We start from the raw sequence: 17,865 nt of genomic DNA on the forward strand, positions 1-17,865 counted from the left end.
ACCTTGATATGCCGCTTGCCCCCGGTGCCAACCGCCACCTAGTGGGCCGTTTTGCCGGTGTAAGTCCCGACCACGCCACCATCTATACCCGGGGCGGGGCCACCCTGCGCGTCCCACTGCGGCCGGCTCCGGAAGCCAGCCGCGGGTGCGCCGGCCACCCCGAAACCCAGCTGCTGCGCTGGCTGCAGCGCCGGGCCGCGGCCGAGCCGGGCTTTCCGGTGCGGGTGCGCAGCGTGCTGCTCGTCGTGGGGCCGGCGGGAGGCTGCGCGCCCTGCCGGCAGGGGCTGCAACGGTTCCTGAACCGGTTTTTCCGCGGGGCCACTCTGCGGCTCGTACGCTCCAACCCGCACGCGCCGGGGTGTAGCTGCGGCTGCGGCCATTGCCAGGGTGCTGCGGCCCCGGCGCCCCGCACGGTGCTCGACGAGCTGCTGGGCGAAATCCTGACCGAGCGGGAGTGGGAGCAGGAGCAGCGGGAGCTGGAGGAAGAGTACCGCCGCTTCAACCAGAAGTTCAGGCGCACTATGGCCCAGCAAATTCACTCCGACCCCAAGCACCCGCTGCAGTTCCTGGTCAAGGATGGCAAGGGGGCAAGCCCGCTTGGCGCACGGCCAAAGACCGGCGCGTGGATGCCGGCCACGTGACGCCCGTCATGACGCTGGCGGCCAAGGGCCACACCAAAGAGCACCTGGCCATTCAGGACCGCAGCCTCAACCGTTCCGACGGGGCCAAGATGGGCATCACTGGTAAGGGCACCAAAATCGAGGTCATCAATATCAAAGGCGTACCCGTGGACGTGGAAACGGCCCGCAAGTGGGTCGAGCAGGGGCAGTTATCGGCTTACTACGTCACCAACCGCTACATCCAGGACCACAAGGCCAAGGGCTGGACGGCCGATGGGGAGCTGTTCTTTGCCGTGGGGTTGAACAAGGACCTGGTGTCCGAAACCGGGTTCTAACGCCCGGGCTGTTTCCTCTCCCATTGGGCCTGCGCCATGAATGCCGCTTTCCTGTCTGATCTGCAAGAGCTGGTACGGTTTCCCAGCGTCAGCACCGACCCGCGCTGCGCCGACGCCGTGCGGGCCTGCGCCGCCTGGCTGGCCCGCCACCTGCGCGGCCTTGGCCTCGACGGCGTGCAGGTGTATTCTACGCCCGGCCACCCCATTGTTTACGCCGAAAAGCTGGTGAGTTCCCGGCTGCCCACGCTGCTCATCTACGGCCACTACGACGTGCAGCCCGCCGCCCCGAAGCCGCCTGGACCGTGCCGCCCTTCGCCGGGCTGATTCGCGGCAACCAGCTGTTCGGCCGCGGGGCTTCCGACGACAAAGGGCAGTTTTTTATCCACTTAAAAGCCCTGGAGCTGCTGCTCAACTCGGGCCGGCCGCTGCCGCTGAACGTGAAAATCCTGCTGGAAGGCGAGGAGGAAATCGGCAGCCCCAATCTGGCCGCATTCGTGCGGGCTCACCGCCGGCAGCTGCGCGCCGACTGGGCCCTGCTCTCGGATACCAACCTGCTGTCGGCCACCCGGCCCGCCCTGACCTACGGGTTGCGCGGCTCCCTGGCCGTCGAGCTGACCGTGACGGGGCCCCGTGCGGAACTGCACTCGGGTATTTTCGGCGGCGCGGTGCTCAATCCCCTGCAAGCCCTGTGCACGCTGCTGGCCGCTTTGCACGACGAAGCCGGGCGGGTGGCCATTCCCGGCTTTTACGATTCGGTACACCCGGCTTCGACGGCCGAGCGGGCCTACCTGCGGCACCACGGCCCCGCGGATGCCCAGCTGCGGCGCGAGGCCCAGGTGGCGCAGGGCTGGGGTGAGCCGGGCTACTCCCTGTATGAGCGCACGGTGCTGCGGCCTTCGCTGAGCATCACCGGTCTGACGGGCGGCTACCAGGGTTCCGGTGTGCAGTCCATCGTGCCGGCCCGGGCCTCGGCTAAGCTTAGCTTCCGGCTGGCCCCGGGCCAGAACCCGCACCAGGTGGAGCAGCAGCTGCGGGCGTTTCTGCGCCGGCTAACCCCGCCCCAGGTGCAGGTGACGGTAGCGGCCCAGCTGCATGCTCCGCCCTACACGGTGCCGCCCCGGCTGCCGGTGATGCAGGCCGCGGCCCAGGCCTACGCCCACGGCTTCGGGCGCCGGCCGGTGCTCCAACGCTCGGGCGGGACCATTCCCGTCGTCAGCCTCTTCGAGCAGCACCTGGGCATCCCGACGGTGCTCATGGGCTTTGGCCTGCCCGACGACCACAAGCACGGCCCCGACGAGTTTCTGTATTTGCCCAACTTCTGGCGCGGCATCCGCACCAGCCTGTTTTTGCTGCGCCGTCTGGGCCAGCTCACTTCTACTTCCGCCCCGCTATGCTCATCATCGACTGCCACTGCCACGCCGGCCAAGGCGACGGCCTGACCGGCCCCTGGGACACCGACGCGCCCCTGGCGCCCTACCTGGCCTGGGCCGACGAGGCCGGAATTCAGCGCACGGTGCTCTTCGCCGCTTTTCACTCCGACTATGCCGTGGCCAACGCCGAGGTAGCCCGGTTGGTGCGGCAGCAGCCCGAGCGGTTTTACGGCTTTGCCTTCGTGCACGCCCAGCGCGACCGGGGCCGCATCCGGGAGCTGGTGGGCACGGCCGTGCAACAGTACGGTTTCTGCGGTATCAAGTGCCACCGCTTCGACGCCCGCATCAGCCGCGAAATCTGCGACGTGGCCCGGGCTTTCCGCCTGCCGGTGCTCTACGACGTGGTGGGCGAAATTGCGGTAGTAGAGCTGCTGGGCGAGCAGTACCCCGACGTGAATTTCATCATCCCGCACCTGGGCTCCTTCTCCGACGACTGGCGGGCCCAGGCTGGCCTTATCGACCACCTCGTGCGCTTTCCCAACATCTACACCGACACCAGCGGGGTGCGGCGCTTCGACATTCTGCAGCGGGCCGTGCACCGGGCCGGGGCCCACAAGTTCCTGTTTGGCTCCGATGGTCCCTGGCTGCACCCGGGCGTGGAGCTGGCCAAAATCAAGGCCCTGCACCTGAGCCGGGAAGAAGCCCAGCAAGTAGTGGCCGGCAACCTGCTGGGCCTGCTCAGCACCGTGCAGGCCCAGCCGAACGCCGCGGCCCTGCGCCGGATTGCGGTGCCGGCGGCCGAGCTCAGCCAGGAGTGGCGCGACCCGTGGCTGGTGCGGCCCTAAAGGCGCCTGCAGCTGGTATCTTCAGCCATCTTGAGGAGAATGAAAAGCCATTCCGGCCCAGGCGGCCAGCTGGATTCAGCGGGACCAGGTCTTTACTACGCTGGTGGTAGAGAGCCTGGCCCCGGTGGTGGGTGACTTGACTGGGGTAGGCGGGAAGGAGCTTTATGTAGCGGCCCTCCGCGCCCGTTTGCCCGATAAGGTGGGCCGGGCCCGCCTACTGGCCCAGGCGGTTTCGCTCGGCGGCGTTGCCCGTGGTTTCGACGCGCTTGCTCTTCAGGTCGGTCTTGCCCAGGTTGTAGGTAAATGAGAGGCGCACCCGACGGGTATCGTTGTAATTGATGCTGGTGTTGACGACCGGCACCACGTTGGAGCTAACCTGGAAATTAAGCTGGTAGAACAGGTCGAGGACGTCGAGCTTGAGGGAGGCTTTCTTGTCCCAGAAGCTCTTTTTGGCCGAGAGCATCACGTACGAGTAGGAGTCGTAATCCGTCAGGCCGTTGAAGGAAGGCGAGTTGTAGAGGGCGTAGAGGCGGGTGCTCCAGCCGTGGCCCAGGTTGAAGGTGTTGTCGGAGCTGAGGGTGAAGTAGGTTTTGCTTTTGCGCAGGACCGCAGCGTTGTCGAGCGGGTTAGGGAAGCTCAGTTCCCGGTGGTAGAGGTTGCCGGTGTTGGTCATGCTCCACCACTTGGCCGGCGAGTAAGGAGCCGTCAGGGTGAGGCTGGTCAGGTGCTGCCGCGCCACGTTCTGCTGGGTATATACCAGCCGCTGCTGGGGCTGGTCGTAGGTGTAGACCGACGAAATGGCGTTGGGCGTAATCGTATGGCTGAGCTGCAGGCCGTAGCCCTTGTAGAGGTGGTTCCAACTCAGGCTGTGGGCGTATTCGGGCCGCAGGGCGGCGTTGCCCTTGGTCGAAGTGTACGTGTCGAGCAGCCGCTCGTAGGGAATCAGGCTTTCGTAGGCCGGGCGGTGAATGTTCTCCGCGTAGGCCAAAGACGTCGAGTAGCTGTCCGACACCTGGTAGTCGGCCCGCAGATTCGGGAACAGGTTCACGTAGCTTGAGTCGGGGCCGGCGCCCACCCGGTAGCGGGTCAGTTCGCCGCGCAGGCCGGCTTGCAGACTGAGCTTGCCCACGGTCTGGTTCAGGTTGAGGTAGGCGGCTCCGATGTGCTCCTGGTAGCCCGTCAGGTTGGTAGTGCCGGCCGGCCATTCGCCGTTCTGCAGGGTCTGAATCAGCTGCCGGCTTTCGTTGCGGGTGGCGGTGTACTTCAGGCCCGTCTCCAGGCGGGTGCAGGCGTTCCAGATCTTGGCGTAATCCAGCACGCCGGTGTAGATGCGGTAGGTGGCCGGAATGTCGTTGCGGAAGCTGCTGCGCGTTTCGAGCGAGTCTGAAGGCACCTGCAGGTACTGGCCGAAGGTTTGCTGCTGGGTGCTGCTGAAGCGGGCGTAGTTGCCGCTCACCAGCAGGCTGGAGCCCAGGCTGTCGAGCTGGTGCTTGGCAAAAAGCGTGTAGTTCACAAAAGTCTGGCTCAGGTACACCTCGTCCTCCACGCGGTTGCGGGTCAGGCCGGCCCGCTCCGTCACGGTGGCCCGGGTCCAGCCCGCGCCGGTCAGGCTGCCCTGGGTCAGGTCGAAGTCGAAGCCGATGGTAGTTTTGGGGGTGAAGTGGTAGTTGAGGCTGGTGCTGAAGCTGTTGTCGCGCAGGGTTTTGTCCAGGTCGTTTTGCTGCTCCAGGCTGGCCACGGGCATAAAGCCCTGGTAAAGCGTGCGGCGGTAGCTGCCCCGCTCGAAGCCACCCTTGCTGGCCAGGCTGGCGTTGGTCACGAAGTCGAGCTTGGGGGAGCTCAGGCGCAGGCCGCCGTTGAGGCCGCTGCCGCGGCGCTGGCCCTGGCTGAGATTGCCGCCCAGGTTGGCGTTCCAGCCCAGCGTTTTGCTGCGCTTGGTATAGATTTCAATAACCCCGCCCGAGGCGTCGGCGTCGTACTTGGCCGAAGGGTTGCTGATCAGCTCGATACGGTCAATTTGGTCACCGGGGATACTGGCCAGCACCGCTTCCAGGTTAGCTCCGGGCAGGCGCTTGCCATTGAGGTAAATCAGCACGTTGGCTTTGCCCCGGAAGGTAAGTTTGCCTTCCAGCAGCTGCACCGAGGGCGCCATGCCCAGAATGCTGTAGGCGTCGTTGCCGGCGCCCAACAGGCTTTCCCCCACGTTCATCACCACCCGGTCGGGTTTCTGCAGCAGCAGCTGGCGCTGGGCCGTCACGGTTACCTCCCCCAGCTGCTGGGTAGCGGGCTGCAGGCCGATGGTGCCCAGGCTGACCGTTGCCGGGCCGGCGGCCAGCACCACCGGCTGGGTGTGGGTGGCGTAGCCCAGCATCAGCACCTGCAGCTGGTAGTTGCCGGCCTGACTGGCCTTCAGCACAAAATTGCCCTGAGCATCGGCCAGGGCCGAGGTAACGATGGTAGCTGGTTCGCCGGCGGTTTTGAGCACCACCGTCGAAAAGCTCAGGGCTTCCTGGGTGCGCAGGTCGATGGCCCGGCCGGTGAGCGTGGTCTGGGCGCGGGCGGCCGTGGCGGTGAGCAGCACCACTAGCAGGAGCAGGGCGCGGCGCAGGCTAGTTGTAACGGGGGCGGCGGTAGGGGCGAAGTAACGCATATTCCGGGGCTGGTTGGGGTAGTGAAGTATCTGACCCAAAGGAACTGCGGTGGCCCTGCGGCCGGAAGTTTATTCGACCAAGCAACGGGCCCACACCACCAAAGTGCGAAGTCGTCCGCCCTTTTAGCTGCCCGCGGCCCACCAAACTACTGGCGCCACCCACCACATGACCAAAGTCCGAACGTCTGCCCTGCCCCCGGTAGCGGCGCCCCGCAAGGCCACCGGGCCTACAGGCCAAAAGCCGGACCGGAATAGGCTCCGGTCCGGCTGGGTAGCGTAGGAATGAAAAGGGTAAAAATCGGGCTAGCTATACAGAAGCTGGCTACTGCACCGGGTTGGCCGTGGTTTCGGGGATGATGACAAAAAAGTCGTAGCCCTGGATGATGCGTTCCAGCGTGGTGCTGCTTACTTGCAGCTTGCGGCTATTCAGGGCGCGGCGCAGGGGGCGCAGGTCGACCACGCTCCAGGCCTGCGGGCCGGTCTGGTCCAGGAACAACTTGTAGGTGCTGGTGGGGTCGGCCTGGTAGGACTGGGTGTTTTTGCTGGCATCCTCGGGATTGAAGCCGGCGGTGGTAGTGCCCTGCTTGCCCAGCACGATGATGTGCAGGCTTTTCTGGGTTTGCATGTCGGCCAGGTTGACTACCAGGTTGCCCACGTCGTAGACGCCGGAGCGGCTCAGGCCCCGGCCGCTGTGCTCGGCGCCAAACTTGAGCAGCATCTTGGGCAGGGGCTCGGTGCCGGTGGGCTGGTAGGCGCGCAGCTGGCGGAGCAGGTTGTGCTTCATCAGGCCGATACGCTCCAGGTGGCTGGCCGCGTTGGTGGCCGGCTTAACGTTGTTCTGGTAAATCCGGGCGCTGGTCACGTAGCCCTGCACCAGGGCCTGCACCTGGGCGCTTTCCTTGCGCGTCAGGCTTACCAGGCTATCCAGGCTGGCCGCCGACTGCTGCAGCATGGTCAGTTGCTCGCCCTGGCTGCCCATCACCGCCCGGTCGTGGGCCTGGATGGCGGCGGCGCGGCGTAGCAGGTAGGTTTTGGCGGCTTTACCGGTGCTCAGCTCCGCCAGGCGGGAGTAGAAGCGGCCCGCGGCAAACATGTTATTCTGGTCGATGCCCATAATCTGCACGTTCTGGGCGCGCAGCTGCCGGGCCAGGGCCGCTTCCTCGGTCCAGCTGAAAAACGACAGGGCAAAGGGATGCTGCTGCTGAAAGGCCCGGTGGGTGGCGGGCTGGTCGATGACGCGGGTCAGGTCCTGGGCTTCGGTGGGGCTGATTTCGGCGGCAAATACCTTGGGCTGCAGGACCTGGGCCAGGGCGGCGGTAAACTGCGGAATCTGGGCCGTGCCGTGAGCCTCGCCCACGGCTACAAACTGACTTTGGGCCACTTCCTGCCGGAGCTTGTCCCAGCCGGTGCCCGCAAACTGCCGACCGGTTTGCAGCATGGGCAGTTGGTTTTTCTGAATCAGGCGGGTCAGGGTGCTGTCCTGGGCCAGGGCGGCAGCGGAGGTCAGCAGGGTGGCAGAGGCAGTCAGGGCGAAGGTGCGCAGCCAGGAGCAGGAGAGGAGCATGGGGCAGTTTCTTTAGTTGGGGGTTGAATCTGGGTCAAAGAAATTGCGCAGCTTTAAGGCCTGGAATTCTATTCGACCAACGTATGGCCCCACACCACCAAAGCACGAAGTGGTCTGCCTTTTTTCATGACTGAGCTGCTCCACCGCCTGGCCCGGCGCGGGCAGCAGCTCAGCCCCCGCGCCAGTGCCCTCCTGCTCCAGCTGCTGCTGTGGGGGTTGCTCACCGGCTTCTACATTCTGTGGAACAGCCGCCCCAACTACCATTTCGCCGGTCCCATCTGGCCACTGATTCTGATGGAGCTCGGCTTTGCCGTCGTGCTCTTCAATAGCCTGGTGTATCTTATTATTCCGCGCTGGCTGCTGCAAGGCCGGGTGTGGCCGGCCCTGGCCGGGGCCCTGGCCCTGATGTATGGCTACCGCCTCTGGATGTACGCCGGCTCCCGCCTGGCCGAAACCTACGTGGCCCTCGACCCGGTTCTGCGCCGCACCCTGCACGGGTACTACGTCGAGAACCTGAGGACCAACCTGGTCAGCCCCATGGGCATGCTGGCCTCTTTCGCGGGCATGCTGGCCCCCATGCTTTTTCCGCTGATCATCAGCTTTCTGGCGTACGCCCTGGTGGTCGACCGGCGGCGCCTGGCCCTGGAACGCGACAATCTGCGACTCGAACGCAGCTACCTCAAGGCCCAGATCAATCCGCAGTTTTTGTTTAACACCCTGGGCAGCCTCAACGCCATGACCCAGGCCCGCGACGAGCGGGCCGGCGACGTCGTGCTGCACCTGGCTGACTTAATGCGCTACACGCTCTACGAAACCGAGGCCGAGCGGGTGCCCCTAAGCCGGGAGCTGGAGTTTCTCGACGATTACCTGGCCCTGGAGCGGCTGCGCAGTCCGGCTACTACCGTCATTGAGCACGAGGTGAGCGGCACGGCCACCACCGAGCTGATTGCGCCCCTGCTGCTGCACCCGTTTCTGGAGCGGCTCTTTGCCGGCCTGGAGGCGGCCCCGGCCGGGCCGGTAGCGTTTCGTAGCCAGCTCCGGGTGAGTTCCCATACCCTGACGCTGGACTTGCGGCGCACCGCCGAGCAACCCTGGCCCCAGCCCTACGCCACCGACGCGGCCCTGCTGGCGGCCCGGCGCCGCCTGGAGCTGCAGTACCCCGGGCAGCACACGCTGGAGCTTACCGAAACACCCCGGCAGGTGCACGTTCTGCTTACCATTCAGCTAGCTTAAGCCATGGAAACTGCTGCCCTGCAAAGGTCCCGCCGCCCGCTGTTGCCCCCGGCCCTTATGCGCTGGGCTACCCCCGTGTTCTGGTGGGGCCTGTTTATGCTCTATGAGTGGGTGGTTTTCAGCGGCTGGGAGGAAACGGCCATTGTCACCGGCGGCTTCGTAGTCAAGGATGTGGTGGCCACCATTCTGGCCTATTACTTCTTTTCCCTGGTCGTGCTGCCGCGCTTCGTGTTGCCCCGCCGCTGGCTGCTGATGGCCCTGGGGCTGCTGGGAGTTTACTACATCTGGGGCCTGACTTCCTTCGTGTATTACCTGCTGCTGGACCAGTATGGGCTGATTTCCAAAAACTCCTACGACTACATGCACCGCGTTATCGATTATGGCCTCTGGGGTGGCGTCTTCTCGTGGCGGGCCATTAGCATGGGCATCAGCGACTTTTCCGTCACGACCCTGCCCGCCGTCCTGATCCGGTTTGTGCAGTTTCTGCTGACCACCAGCAACCAGAGCCTGCGCCTGCAACGCGAAAATCTCAAGCTGGAAGTAAGTTTCCTCAAGGCCCAGGTCAACCCCCACTTTCTCTTCAACACCCTGAACAACATCTACACGATGGTCGTCAAGCAGGATGAGCGTGCCCCCACCATGGTGCAGCACCTCACCGGCCTGATGCACTATACCGTGTATGAGTCGGACGCGGAAAAGGTGCCGCTGCGCCGGGAAGTTGAGTTTCTGGAAGACTACCTGGAGCTGGAGCGCCTGCGCTACGGCCGCAAAGTCAGTATTGAGTACCATAAGGCCGGGCCGCTGGACCAGTTTCGGATTACCCCGCTGCTGTTCTTTCCCTTCGTGGAAAACGCCTTCAAGCACGGTGTGGATAGCAGCCTGGATGCCAGCTGGGTTACTATTTCCCTGGCCGTGCAGGGTGGGCAGCTGCATTTCGAGGTGAGCAACAGCCTAACGCCCACCGGCGCCAAGCGTGAATTTGGCGGGGTGGGGGTGGCCAACGTGCAAAAGCGCCTGGCCCTGCACTACCCGGCCCAGGAGTACGCGCTGCACCTCGGGCCCCAGCCCGACGGCCAAGCCTACCGCGTGGCCCTAGTGCTGCGCCTCGACCCGGTGTGACGAGCCCGGAGTTTTCTTCAGTCCAACAACCTGCTACAGCAATCCCCGCTTACCCCTTCGCCATGATTAATTGCCTCATTATCGACGACGAGCCCTTCGCCCGGGAGCTGCTGGAAGGCTACGTGGCCAAGTTTCCAGGCCTGCACCTGCTGGCCAGCTGCGAGCATGTCTTCGACGCGCTGGAAGTGCTCCAGCAGCAGAAAGTCGACCTGATTTTCTCCGATATCAACATGCCCCAGGTCAACGGCATCGAGTTTATCCGCTCCCTGCAGAATCCTCCCTACGTCATTTTCGTCACGGCCTACCCCAACTTCGCCCTCGAAGGCTTCGAGCTCGACGCGCTGGACTACATCGTCAAGCCCGTCTCGTTTCCGCGCTTTCTCAAGGCTGTGAACAAGGCCCAGCAGATCATCAACAGCCGCCCCTTGGCCGTGGCCCCACAGGAGCCCCAGTTTCTCTTCGTCAAGGAAGGTCACAGCCTGCAGCGGGTGCTCTTCGACGAAATCTACTACATCGAGGGCATGAAGGACTACATCAAAATCATCCTCAAAAACCGCGTCATCATCACGTATTTACGCATGAGCCGGGTGGAAGACCAACTGCCGGCCACCCGTTTCACCCGCATCCAGAAGTCCTACATCGTGCGCATGGACGCCATCCGGGCCATCAGCGGCAACGAGGCCGAGCTATATGATTTGCCCGAAAAGCTGCCCATCGGCAAGCAGCACAAGGAGGCGCTATTGGCCCGGTTCGGGTTGAGCTAGGCAGGGTAGAATGCCAGGTTCAACCCGTGACTGAAGTAAGAGCAGTGGTAATTTCGGGCTTCACTTGTAAAGCGGGGTTGAGGCCCAGCTTTCAACATAAAATAAGGGAACAACGCCCGTGGCGCTTGTATCAGCCTTAATTACTTTGCCAATAACTTTAAACTTGCGATTCGGGTCAAAATTGAATGAGGTCACGTCAATTAGGTCCAGGGGAAAGTGCCCGCAGACGTTTAGGTCCCGGTTGGAAGCGTTAGTTAAGCGGGCGGCTATAGCAGTCGGAATCGTAATATTTCCCTGCCGTATGTATAGGTCCAGGCATTCTGTGCACTCATGGTGTTCAACAACGAGCGTATCCATCTTCTGGGTGGACCTGTTGTTGAATTCTTGCGTGAGTTCTACTGCTGCCCTATAGCGGTGTCGGCAACCGGTGAAAAACAAGAAAAATAGCATCAATGATAAGTGCCGCACGCTTAGCTGACCTAAATAGTGGGTGGTTTTACGGTAGGGCTATTGCCGAAGCGTGCCAATTAACAAGTAGCGGCAATAGAGCGGCTTTAGAAGCAAGCAACGCATTGTTCTGCTGCCAAACGCATCCCAGGGAATGTCCTGATTCAAGCTGGTTGGGGCCAGTCACAACGGTGCTGCTCTACCCCGGCGCCCCCGCCACTTCCGGCTCGCCGCGCCGGTGCATCTGCAGGATTCGCTCGCTGCAGCCCAGGCGGTGGGCGGCCAGCTTCAGGTTGCCGTTTTCGTGGGTAATGGCCACTTTCTTGGCTATTTCGGTCACCTGGTCTTTGATTTCCTTCAGGCCCAGGCCCTGGTAGAGCAAGCCTTTCACGCCGGCTTCCAGGTCGCTGCCCTGTAGCGTGGGGCCCAGGCGGGCAAAGTCGGGCCAGTCGGAGCGCGGAATGTCGCCGATGGTAATGGGCCCCTCGCCCAGGTGCTTGTTGGCAATGCGGTTGATGAGCTGCTGTAGCTCGCGCACGTTGCCGGGGTAGTCGCGCAGGAGCAGGAAGTCGTACACTTGCCGGTCCACGGGCTGGTGCAGGCCGTGCTGTTGGCGGAAAAAGTGCTCGGCCAGCACCACAATGTCTTCTTTTCGCTCGCGCAGGGGTGGCAGCTGGCAGGTCCAGCCCGAAATGCGGTAGTACAAATCCTGCCGAAACGTGCCCTTGTGGACTTCGGCCAGCAGGTCGCGGTTGGTGGCACTAACCAAGCGGAAGTGGGCCTTGCGCCAGGTGTTGCTGCCCACGCGCTTGTAGGTGCCTTCCTGCAGAGCCCGCAGCAGCTCGGCCTGCAGGGGCAGGGGCAATTCGCCCAGCTCGTCCAGAAACAGCGTGCCTTCGTGGGCCAGGGCCAGGGCGCCGTCGCGGGTGCTGATGGCGTTGGTAAAGGCGCCTTTCTCGTGGCCAAACAGCTCCGAGCCCGACAAGCCCGGAATCAGGTTGGTGCAGTCGACCACCACACAGTCGCGCTTGGCGGGGCGGGGGTCGAGCTGGTGAATTTCCTGGGCCACGAGCTCCTTGCCGGTGCCACTCTCGCCCATGATCAGCACCTGGCAGTTGGATAAAGCCATGTCCACCACCTGCCGCAGGGTGTTCAGCCAGCAGCGGCTTTTGCCCACCATGCGCTGCTGCAGGTAGGCCACTTTCTCCTCCAGCAGCTGCCAGTACTGCAGGCGCGACACAATTATCTGCACCGGCTTCTCGACCTCAAACCAGGAAAAAACCTCCACCACGCCGCTGCGCAGCAGGGCCCAGGTGCTGGAGGTCGGCAGCAGGCTCACGGCCACGGCAATGATTTTGGTGTCGGCGTAGAGGGTGTAGGCTTCCAGGGTTTCCTGAATTTCCTCGAGCGAGGCCTGATGATCCAGAAAAATGATGCCTGCCCCCTCGGGCGTGTCGCCCAGGTGCACGGCCTGCAGCCCTACGCCGACCTGCTCCAGGGCTTCCAGGATGCGCAGCAGGCGGGAATTGTCGCGGGTGAAAGGCTTAAACCACACTCTGTATTCAGCCATGGCAAAGGAGAGTTGCGGGCGGCACGGGGCCCGGGTTAACCCCGGCGAAAGATGGCGCCGGGGGGCTTTGCAATAGGCGGCAAGCAGGCCTGCGGGTACGGGGCGGGGCTTGGCAGCTGCTACAAGCTGGCTCGCCACGGGCAGGGTGGGCGGTAGGGAATCGGGAGAGTGAAGATACGCATTTACCCCATAATATAGAATAACATATATATGTGGTAGGCCGGTTTTGTTCTCGCTCCAAACGGTAGCCCGCCAAGCAAACGGCCCCGGATTGCAGAATCCGGGGCCGTTTGCAAACAGTGGTAGAAGAGGGCTTAGGAGCCGCCGGCCCGGCGCTTCTCGTCTTCGGCTCCGCCGCTGCGGCGCTTAGCAGGAGCCAGCTTGTCGTTGCCGAAGCGGTAGGTAAAGGCCAGGGTAGCTACCCGGAAGTCGCCGCGCTGGTAGAAGCGCTCCACGTAGTTGTCGTAGCTGGAGGTGGCCCGGATGGCGCCGGTGTAAAAGGCGTCCGTCACGTTGAGCTTGAAGTTGGCTTTGCGCTCCCACAAGCTTTTCTGGATGCCGAACGCCACCTGCCCAAAGGGCCGGGTGTCGAAGAAGCCCGACAGCTCCCGCGACTGGTAGTTGGCGTTCAAATCGGCGCTCCAGCCCTTGCCGAAGGTGAAGGTGCTGTTGCTGCTGAGCGAAAAGGCCGGTCGGGCGCTGTTGCGGCCCAGGGTGGTGCCCGCAATGCTGCCCACGTAGCGGTTGTAGTAGAATACCCCGTTGTTGTACACGTTCCACCACTTGGCCAGCTCCACCGGGGCCGTCAGCGTCAGGGCGTAGTAGTACTGGGTGCCCAGGTTCCGCGAGGTCGATACCACGATGCGGCTGCTGTCCGTTTCCGGCTGCACGGTGCCCACAATCGGGTTGGTGGTTTGGCTGTAGCTTACCCCCAGGCTGTATTTCTGCTTGTAGGTGTGGGTAAACTCTACATTATAGCTGGTCTGGGGCCGTAGCTCGGGGTTGCCCGAGCCGTAGGTGGTGGCGTCGATGTAGGAGCGGAAAGGGTTGAGCTGCCCGTAGCCCGGCCGGTCGATGCGCCGGCTCAGCGACACGGACGTTTCGTGCTTGTCGGTGAAGGTATGCTTGACGGCCGCGCTGGGAAAGAGCTGGAAGTAGTTGCGGCTGAAGTTGGCATCTTGCTGGGCATTGTCCGACTTGCCCACGCCCTTGGTGTGCTCCCCGCGTAAGCCCAGCTGCAGGGTCCAGGCGGGCAGGGTCTGGTTGTAGTTGATATAACCCGCATTGATGTTCTCGTCGTAGCGGAAGCGGTTCGACAGTTTCGGGTCGCGCACCAGATAGCTCAGGTTTACGGCGCCGGAAGTGGGGTCCACGAAGGGAATGGTAAACTCCACGTCGTTGTCGGAATGCACCCAGCTCACCTTGCCGCCCATATCGAGGCGGGCCTTTTTGGTCAGCGGGTGGGTGTAGTCGGCCTTGACACTCTGAATGGTGAGCTGGCCCTGCTGGTCGCCGTTGCGGCGGGTAAGGAGCTCAATGGGTTCCCGATCCTGGTAGGTGTCCAGAAACTGCCGGCGGCGGGTGTCGTAGCGGGCGTAGTCGGCGTCGGCCGTCAGCTCCCGGGTACCGGCCGAGTCCGGGAAGGTGTGCTTGAAGTTCAGGTTGCCAGCCACGTTGGGGAAAGTTGCCTCCCGGTTGTTGGTCGAGTTGTAGCCCCGCAAGGCGTTGCCGGCGGAGTCGGTGCGGGTGGTCAGGTTGCTGCCGCGCTGGGTGTTGCGGTTTTGCAGGCCGTTTACCGCCACGCCCAGCACCGTCCGTTCCGAGAGAGTGTAGTCCAGGCCGGCCTTCCAGGTGTGGGAAAGATTGTGGCCCGCCCCGTAGTTGTCCTGGTCGGTGCTGCCTTTGTACTCCCGGCCCTGGTCGGTAGGTCGGTAGAAGTCGCGGTGAATGGTCAGGGCGCCGTAGTTGCGGCGGTCGGCGAAGGTGTAGGAGCCGAAGGTGTTGGTTTTTTTGGTGCGGTGGTTCAGCGTCAGGCCCGAGGTGAAGCGGCCGAAGCGGCCGTGGCCGTAGCTGCTGCTGAGCGTGCCGTTGGTGCCCACGCGCTGATCCTTTTTAAGGTTGATAGCAATGATGCCCGCACTGCCCTGGGCCTCGTACTTGGCCGGCGGGTTGGTAATGAGCTCTATGCTTTTGAGCTGCTCGGCGGGCAACGCCCGCAGGTAGTCGGCCAGCTCGGCGCCCGTCATGGGCTGGCGCTTGCCGTCGATGAGGACCAGCACGCCCTGCCGCCCCCGCAGCCCGATGTTGTCGTTGCCGTCCAGGGTTACGCCCGGTGAGCGGCTGAGCACGTCCAGACTGGTATTGCCCGCGGCCAGCGTCGAGCCTTCCACATTCACGATGGTACGGTCGGCCTCGCGCTCAAACAGCGGCTTTTGGCCCACCACTTTCACTTCCTTCAGGGTCGTGGCGCCGCTGGCCGGCAAGGTCAGCACCGGCAGCGCTACGGTTTCGGCTCCGGCAGTAAAGGCTTTGCTCCAGGTGCGCACAAAACCCACCTGCGAGGCCGATACGAGGTAATTGCCGGCGGCAGTCTGCTCGAAGCGGAACGTGCCTTTCTCGTCGCTAAACTCCGATTTGACCACCGTCGAGTCGGTGGCGCGGTGCAGGGTCACGGTGGCGTAGTCGATGGGTGCGCCGCTGGCGGCCGTCAGCTGGCCGGTAATCAGGGTGCGGGTTTGGGCGTAAGTTGTAGTGCCGAACAGCAAACTACCGAGCAGCACGAGGAGGGAAGGCCGCAGGAGCCGTCCGGAGACAGATGGTTTCATGGAAAAAGGCAGGAGGGGTGAGGCTAACGCGCTGAGAATTCAGCCACAGGCCCCCATAAGGACCCAAGGCGTTAAGCAGGGAAACCAAGCACTGCAGCGTGGGCCGGCCGGACCCACCTTCTCCCGCCCGCGGCCGACCGACAGGAGAAAAGAGCAGTACGAATTATTTCGTATCAAACATACGAAGTGTTTCGTATATTCAAAAGACTTGATGAATATTTTCGTTTTCCCTCAGCCTGCCTTTACCATAAGCGGCTAGGCGGAGGGCGGGGTACAGTTCCGGTAAATCTGTTCCAGCAGCTGGTGCAGCACGGCCTTATCCGTATCGGAAAGGCCCTGTAGGGCAATACTGCGGTTGCTGAGCACGATGGGCTGCACCGCGTCGAGGATGCGCTGGCCTTCTTCGGTCACGCGCAGCTGGGTGCGGCGCCCGTCGTAGGGCAGGGCCTCGGCCGCCAGCAGGCCCCGCTCGGCCAGCAGGCGGATAATACGGGCCACGGACGCTTGGTCCTTAAAGACCCGGTCGCCGATTTCGGTTTGGGTTAGGTCGTCGGTTTCCAGAATCACGCGCAGCACCAGCCACTGGTCGATGGTAATGGCGATGCCGGCCCGGTCGATGTTGGCCTGAGCAAAACGCCGGTATTGCTTGATGGCCTTGTCGAGCGAGTAAAAGAGGACGGTAGAGAGCATGAGGGAAGATTCCAGCGGTAATAGATAGATGTATGATATATCATGAAGGTTGCCTCATGACAAAAAGATTTTTCTTGGAGCCTCGTAAAAGGAGAGCAGGAAGGCAGCCCCTCCACTGCGCATCAACTTTTCAGGGCGGCCAGCACCCGCTTAATCAGCTCGTTGGGGCTGCCGTTGTGCCAGCGCCACACGATGACCAGGTCGTGCTCGGGGTCGACCCAGATGGTGTTGGAGCCCGCGCCCAGAGCCGCGTAGCTCGTAGCCGGTGCGTCAGGCCAGGCCTTGCGCTGGGAGTTGAGCCACCAGAGGTAGCCGTAGTCGGGGCCGGGGCCGCCGGGCGTGGTGGCCTGCTGCACCCATGCGGCGGGCACCAGTTGCCGGTTTTGCCAGCGGCCCTGGCGCAGAAACAGGTAGCCGAAGCGGGCCTCGTCGCGGGCACTGATCCACAGGCCGCCGCCCCAGCGCGTGCCTCCGCTTACCGAGGCCATGGGTTTGCCGTCGATTTGGACCGTGGAATTGGCATAGTGCACCCACTGCCAGGAGTTGGAAGCACCGATGGGCTGCATGATTTCGGTGCGGAATACCTCGGGCAGCGGCCGGCGCCAGAGCTGCAGCAAGGACAGGGCAAAGCGGTTGATGCGCACGTCGTTGTACTCGTAGTAGGAGCCAGGCTCCTGCAACGCACGGGGTTTTCGCTCGCCTTTGCCGAAGGCTTCCTTGCCGATGAAATCCGCATTTTTGCCCCACATCGAGCCTTCCCACTCGCTGCTTTGGCGCACGTGGTGCTCCCAGGTTACCTTCTTATTGTGTTCCGAGTCGTAGCCCCCGTCGTGGATGGAGCTGGCTACCGGGGCGTGAATGTCTTTAATCAGGCCCTTTTCCAGGGTCAGGCCCAGAATAGTCGACAGCACGCTTTTGGCCACGCTGTAGGTTGGGTCGGCCCGTTCGGTGTCGCCCCATTCGGCCACGATGTAGCCGTGGCGCAAGATCAGGCCGTTGGTAGCGGCCCGGCTGGCGGGCAGGGGCCCCAGGGGCGTCCCGAAGATGTCGGCCTGAGTTGAAAAGTTGGGGGTCATCTGGGTGGTTTCCTGCTGCCGGGCCCAGGCCACGACTTCCTGCAGGCGGGCCGGGTCGAAGCCGGCCTGTTCGGGCTGCTGGCGTTGCCAGCGGTTGCCCGGGCCGGGGTAGTAAGTTGTTGGCTCTTGCGCGGTTGCGGTAGTGGGCTGGGGCGGGCGGGAGCAGGCCAGCGCGGGCAGCAGCAACAGCAGCAGGTAGGAGCGGAGCAGTTTCATAGTCGGAACGAAAGGCGGAGCACGGGCAGCCGGGTAAAGCTACAAAGCCTAAAGATGGGCCTTGCCGCCGCAGAATGCTAAACTTGCGTCCTGAAACCCTGTTGCTATGTCCGTGACTGAAATTACGATTCCGACGCTGGCGGCCCTGCCCCAGGCCGCGGCCCAGGTAGTGCCCTTGCTGACGGGCCACTCCATTCTGGTGTTTGAGGGCGAAATGGGAGCCGGTAAAACCACCTTTATCAAGGCTTTGTGCCGGGAGCTAGGCGTACCCGACGACGTGAGCAGCCCCACCTTTGCCCTGGTCAATGAGTACCGCGACGCCCACGACCAGCCGATTTACCATTTCGACTTTTACCGAATTGAGAAGCCTGAAGAGGCCGAAAACATTGGCGTGCTAGAGTACTTTGATTCTGGCTATCTTTGCCTGGTAGAGTGGCCAAGCCGCGTGGAGGCGCTTTTGCCCCCGAAGAGGCTGCTCGTCACGCTCACCGTTACCGGGCCCGAGTCGCGCCTGTTGCAACTCGAACCGCTGGCCGACTGA

Annotated in this window: 15 protein-coding genes; 9 read left to right on the forward strand and 6 right to left on the reverse strand. The window is 63.2% G+C overall.

The genetic code is table 11. From position 1 onward, the window contains the following. Positions 1-8: 8 nt before the first annotated feature. Genes MUN80_RS16830 through MUN80_RS16850 form a run of 5 tightly spaced genes read left to right on the forward strand, consistent with a single transcriptional unit; the run spans position 9 to position 3,170 of the window. Complete coding sequence (locus MUN80_RS16830) at positions 9-641, forward strand: hypothetical protein (RefSeq protein WP_244714632.1); 633 nt, start codon at positions 9-11, stop codon at positions 639-641. After that, complete coding sequence (locus MUN80_RS16835; protein WP_244714633.1) at positions 623-955, forward strand: polymorphic toxin type 5 domain-containing protein; 333 nt, start codon at positions 623-625, stop codon at positions 953-955. The genes MUN80_RS16830 and MUN80_RS16835 overlap by 19 nt, the downstream gene beginning before the upstream one ends. Before the next feature lie 36 nt (positions 956-991). After that, positions 992-1,279: a hypothetical protein gene (locus MUN80_RS16840; protein ID WP_244714634.1), complete on the forward strand. Its 288-nt coding sequence runs from the start codon at positions 992-994 to the stop codon at positions 1,277-1,279. Beyond that, positions 1,258-2,394 (forward strand): M20/M25/M40 family metallo-hydrolase, encoded by a 1,137-nt coding sequence (locus MUN80_RS16845; RefSeq protein ID WP_244714635.1) that lies wholly within the window; start codon positions 1,258-1,260, stop codon positions 2,392-2,394. Before MUN80_RS16840 ends, MUN80_RS16845 begins: the two co-directional genes overlap by 22 nt. Next, positions 2,346-3,170 carry an amidohydrolase family protein gene (locus MUN80_RS16850; protein ID WP_244714636.1) on the forward strand — a complete coding sequence of 275 codons (825 nt, stop codon included), beginning with the start codon at positions 2,346-2,348 and terminating at the stop codon, positions 3,168-3,170. Before MUN80_RS16845 ends, MUN80_RS16850 begins: the two co-directional genes overlap by 49 nt. A 214-nt stretch (positions 3,171-3,384) precedes the next feature. On the opposite strand, the gene MUN80_RS16855 is transcribed toward MUN80_RS16850, so the two are convergent. Together MUN80_RS16855 and MUN80_RS16860 are read right to left on the reverse strand one after the other, a co-directional pair. Further along, entirely contained in the window at positions 3,385-5,820 is a 2,436-nt protein-coding gene (locus MUN80_RS16855; RefSeq protein ID WP_244714637.1) for a TonB-dependent receptor, read from the reverse strand. A gap of 322 nt (positions 5,821-6,142) precedes the next feature. Continuing rightward, positions 6,143-7,384 (reverse strand): hypothetical protein, encoded by a 1,242-nt coding sequence (locus MUN80_RS16860; protein WP_244714638.1) that lies wholly within the window; start codon positions 7,382-7,384, stop codon positions 6,143-6,145. A 126-nt stretch (positions 7,385-7,510) separates the two neighbouring features. On the opposite strand from MUN80_RS16860, the gene MUN80_RS16865 reads away from it, so the two are divergent. From MUN80_RS16865 to MUN80_RS16875, 3 genes are all read left to right on the forward strand, one after another. Continuing rightward, positions 7,511-8,617, forward strand: a complete 1,107-nt coding sequence (locus MUN80_RS16865; protein WP_244714639.1) for a sensor histidine kinase — start codon at positions 7,511-7,513, stop codon at positions 8,615-8,617. A 3-nt stretch (positions 8,618-8,620) separates the two neighbouring features. Continuing rightward, positions 8,621-9,736 carry a sensor histidine kinase gene (locus tag MUN80_RS16870; protein ID WP_244714640.1) on the forward strand — a complete coding sequence of 372 codons (1,116 nt, stop codon included), beginning with the start codon at positions 8,621-8,623 and terminating at the stop codon, positions 9,734-9,736. Between the two features lie 62 nt (positions 9,737-9,798). Beyond that, entirely contained in the window at positions 9,799-10,500 is a 702-nt protein-coding gene (locus MUN80_RS16875; RefSeq protein WP_244714641.1) for a LytR/AlgR family response regulator transcription factor, read from the forward strand. A gap of 646 nt (positions 10,501-11,146) precedes the next feature. Here MUN80_RS16875 and MUN80_RS16880 read toward each other — a convergent pair. The 4 genes from MUN80_RS16880 to MUN80_RS16895 all read right to left on the reverse strand — a co-directional run bounded on the left by MUN80_RS16880 (position 11,147) and on the right by MUN80_RS16895 (position 17,324). Beyond that, a complete protein-coding gene (locus MUN80_RS16880; protein WP_244714642.1) occupies positions 11,147-12,517 on the reverse strand; it encodes a sigma 54-interacting transcriptional regulator in 1,371 nt (456 codons plus the stop codon). A 314-nt stretch (positions 12,518-12,831) separates the two neighbouring features. Then, positions 12,832-15,342 (reverse strand): TonB-dependent receptor, encoded by a 2,511-nt coding sequence (locus tag MUN80_RS16885; protein ID WP_244714643.1) that lies wholly within the window; start codon positions 15,340-15,342, stop codon positions 12,832-12,834. Positions 15,343-15,597: 255 nt separating this feature from the next. Beyond that, positions 15,598-16,032, reverse strand: coding sequence for a MarR family winged helix-turn-helix transcriptional regulator (locus tag MUN80_RS16890; protein ID WP_244714644.1), 435 nt, complete (start codon positions 16,030-16,032; stop codon positions 15,598-15,600). 122 nt (positions 16,033-16,154) lie between these two features. Beyond that, on the reverse strand, positions 16,155-17,324 hold the full coding sequence (locus MUN80_RS16895; protein WP_244714645.1) for a serine hydrolase domain-containing protein: 1,170 nt from the start codon (positions 17,322-17,324) through the stop codon (positions 16,155-16,157). 106 nt (positions 17,325-17,430) lie between these two features. Between MUN80_RS16895 and tsaE the strand changes: the two genes are divergently transcribed. After that, positions 17,431-17,865 (forward strand): tRNA (adenosine(37)-N6)-threonylcarbamoyltransferase complex ATPase subunit type 1 TsaE, encoded by a 435-nt coding sequence (tsaE, locus tag MUN80_RS16900; RefSeq protein ID WP_244714646.1) that lies wholly within the window; start codon positions 17,431-17,433, stop codon positions 17,863-17,865.

The organism is Hymenobacter cellulosivorans (genome assembly GCF_022919135.1).
In the GTDB taxonomy this organism is placed as follows: Bacteria; Bacteroidota; Bacteroidia; order Cytophagales; family Hymenobacteraceae; genus Hymenobacter; species Hymenobacter cellulosivorans.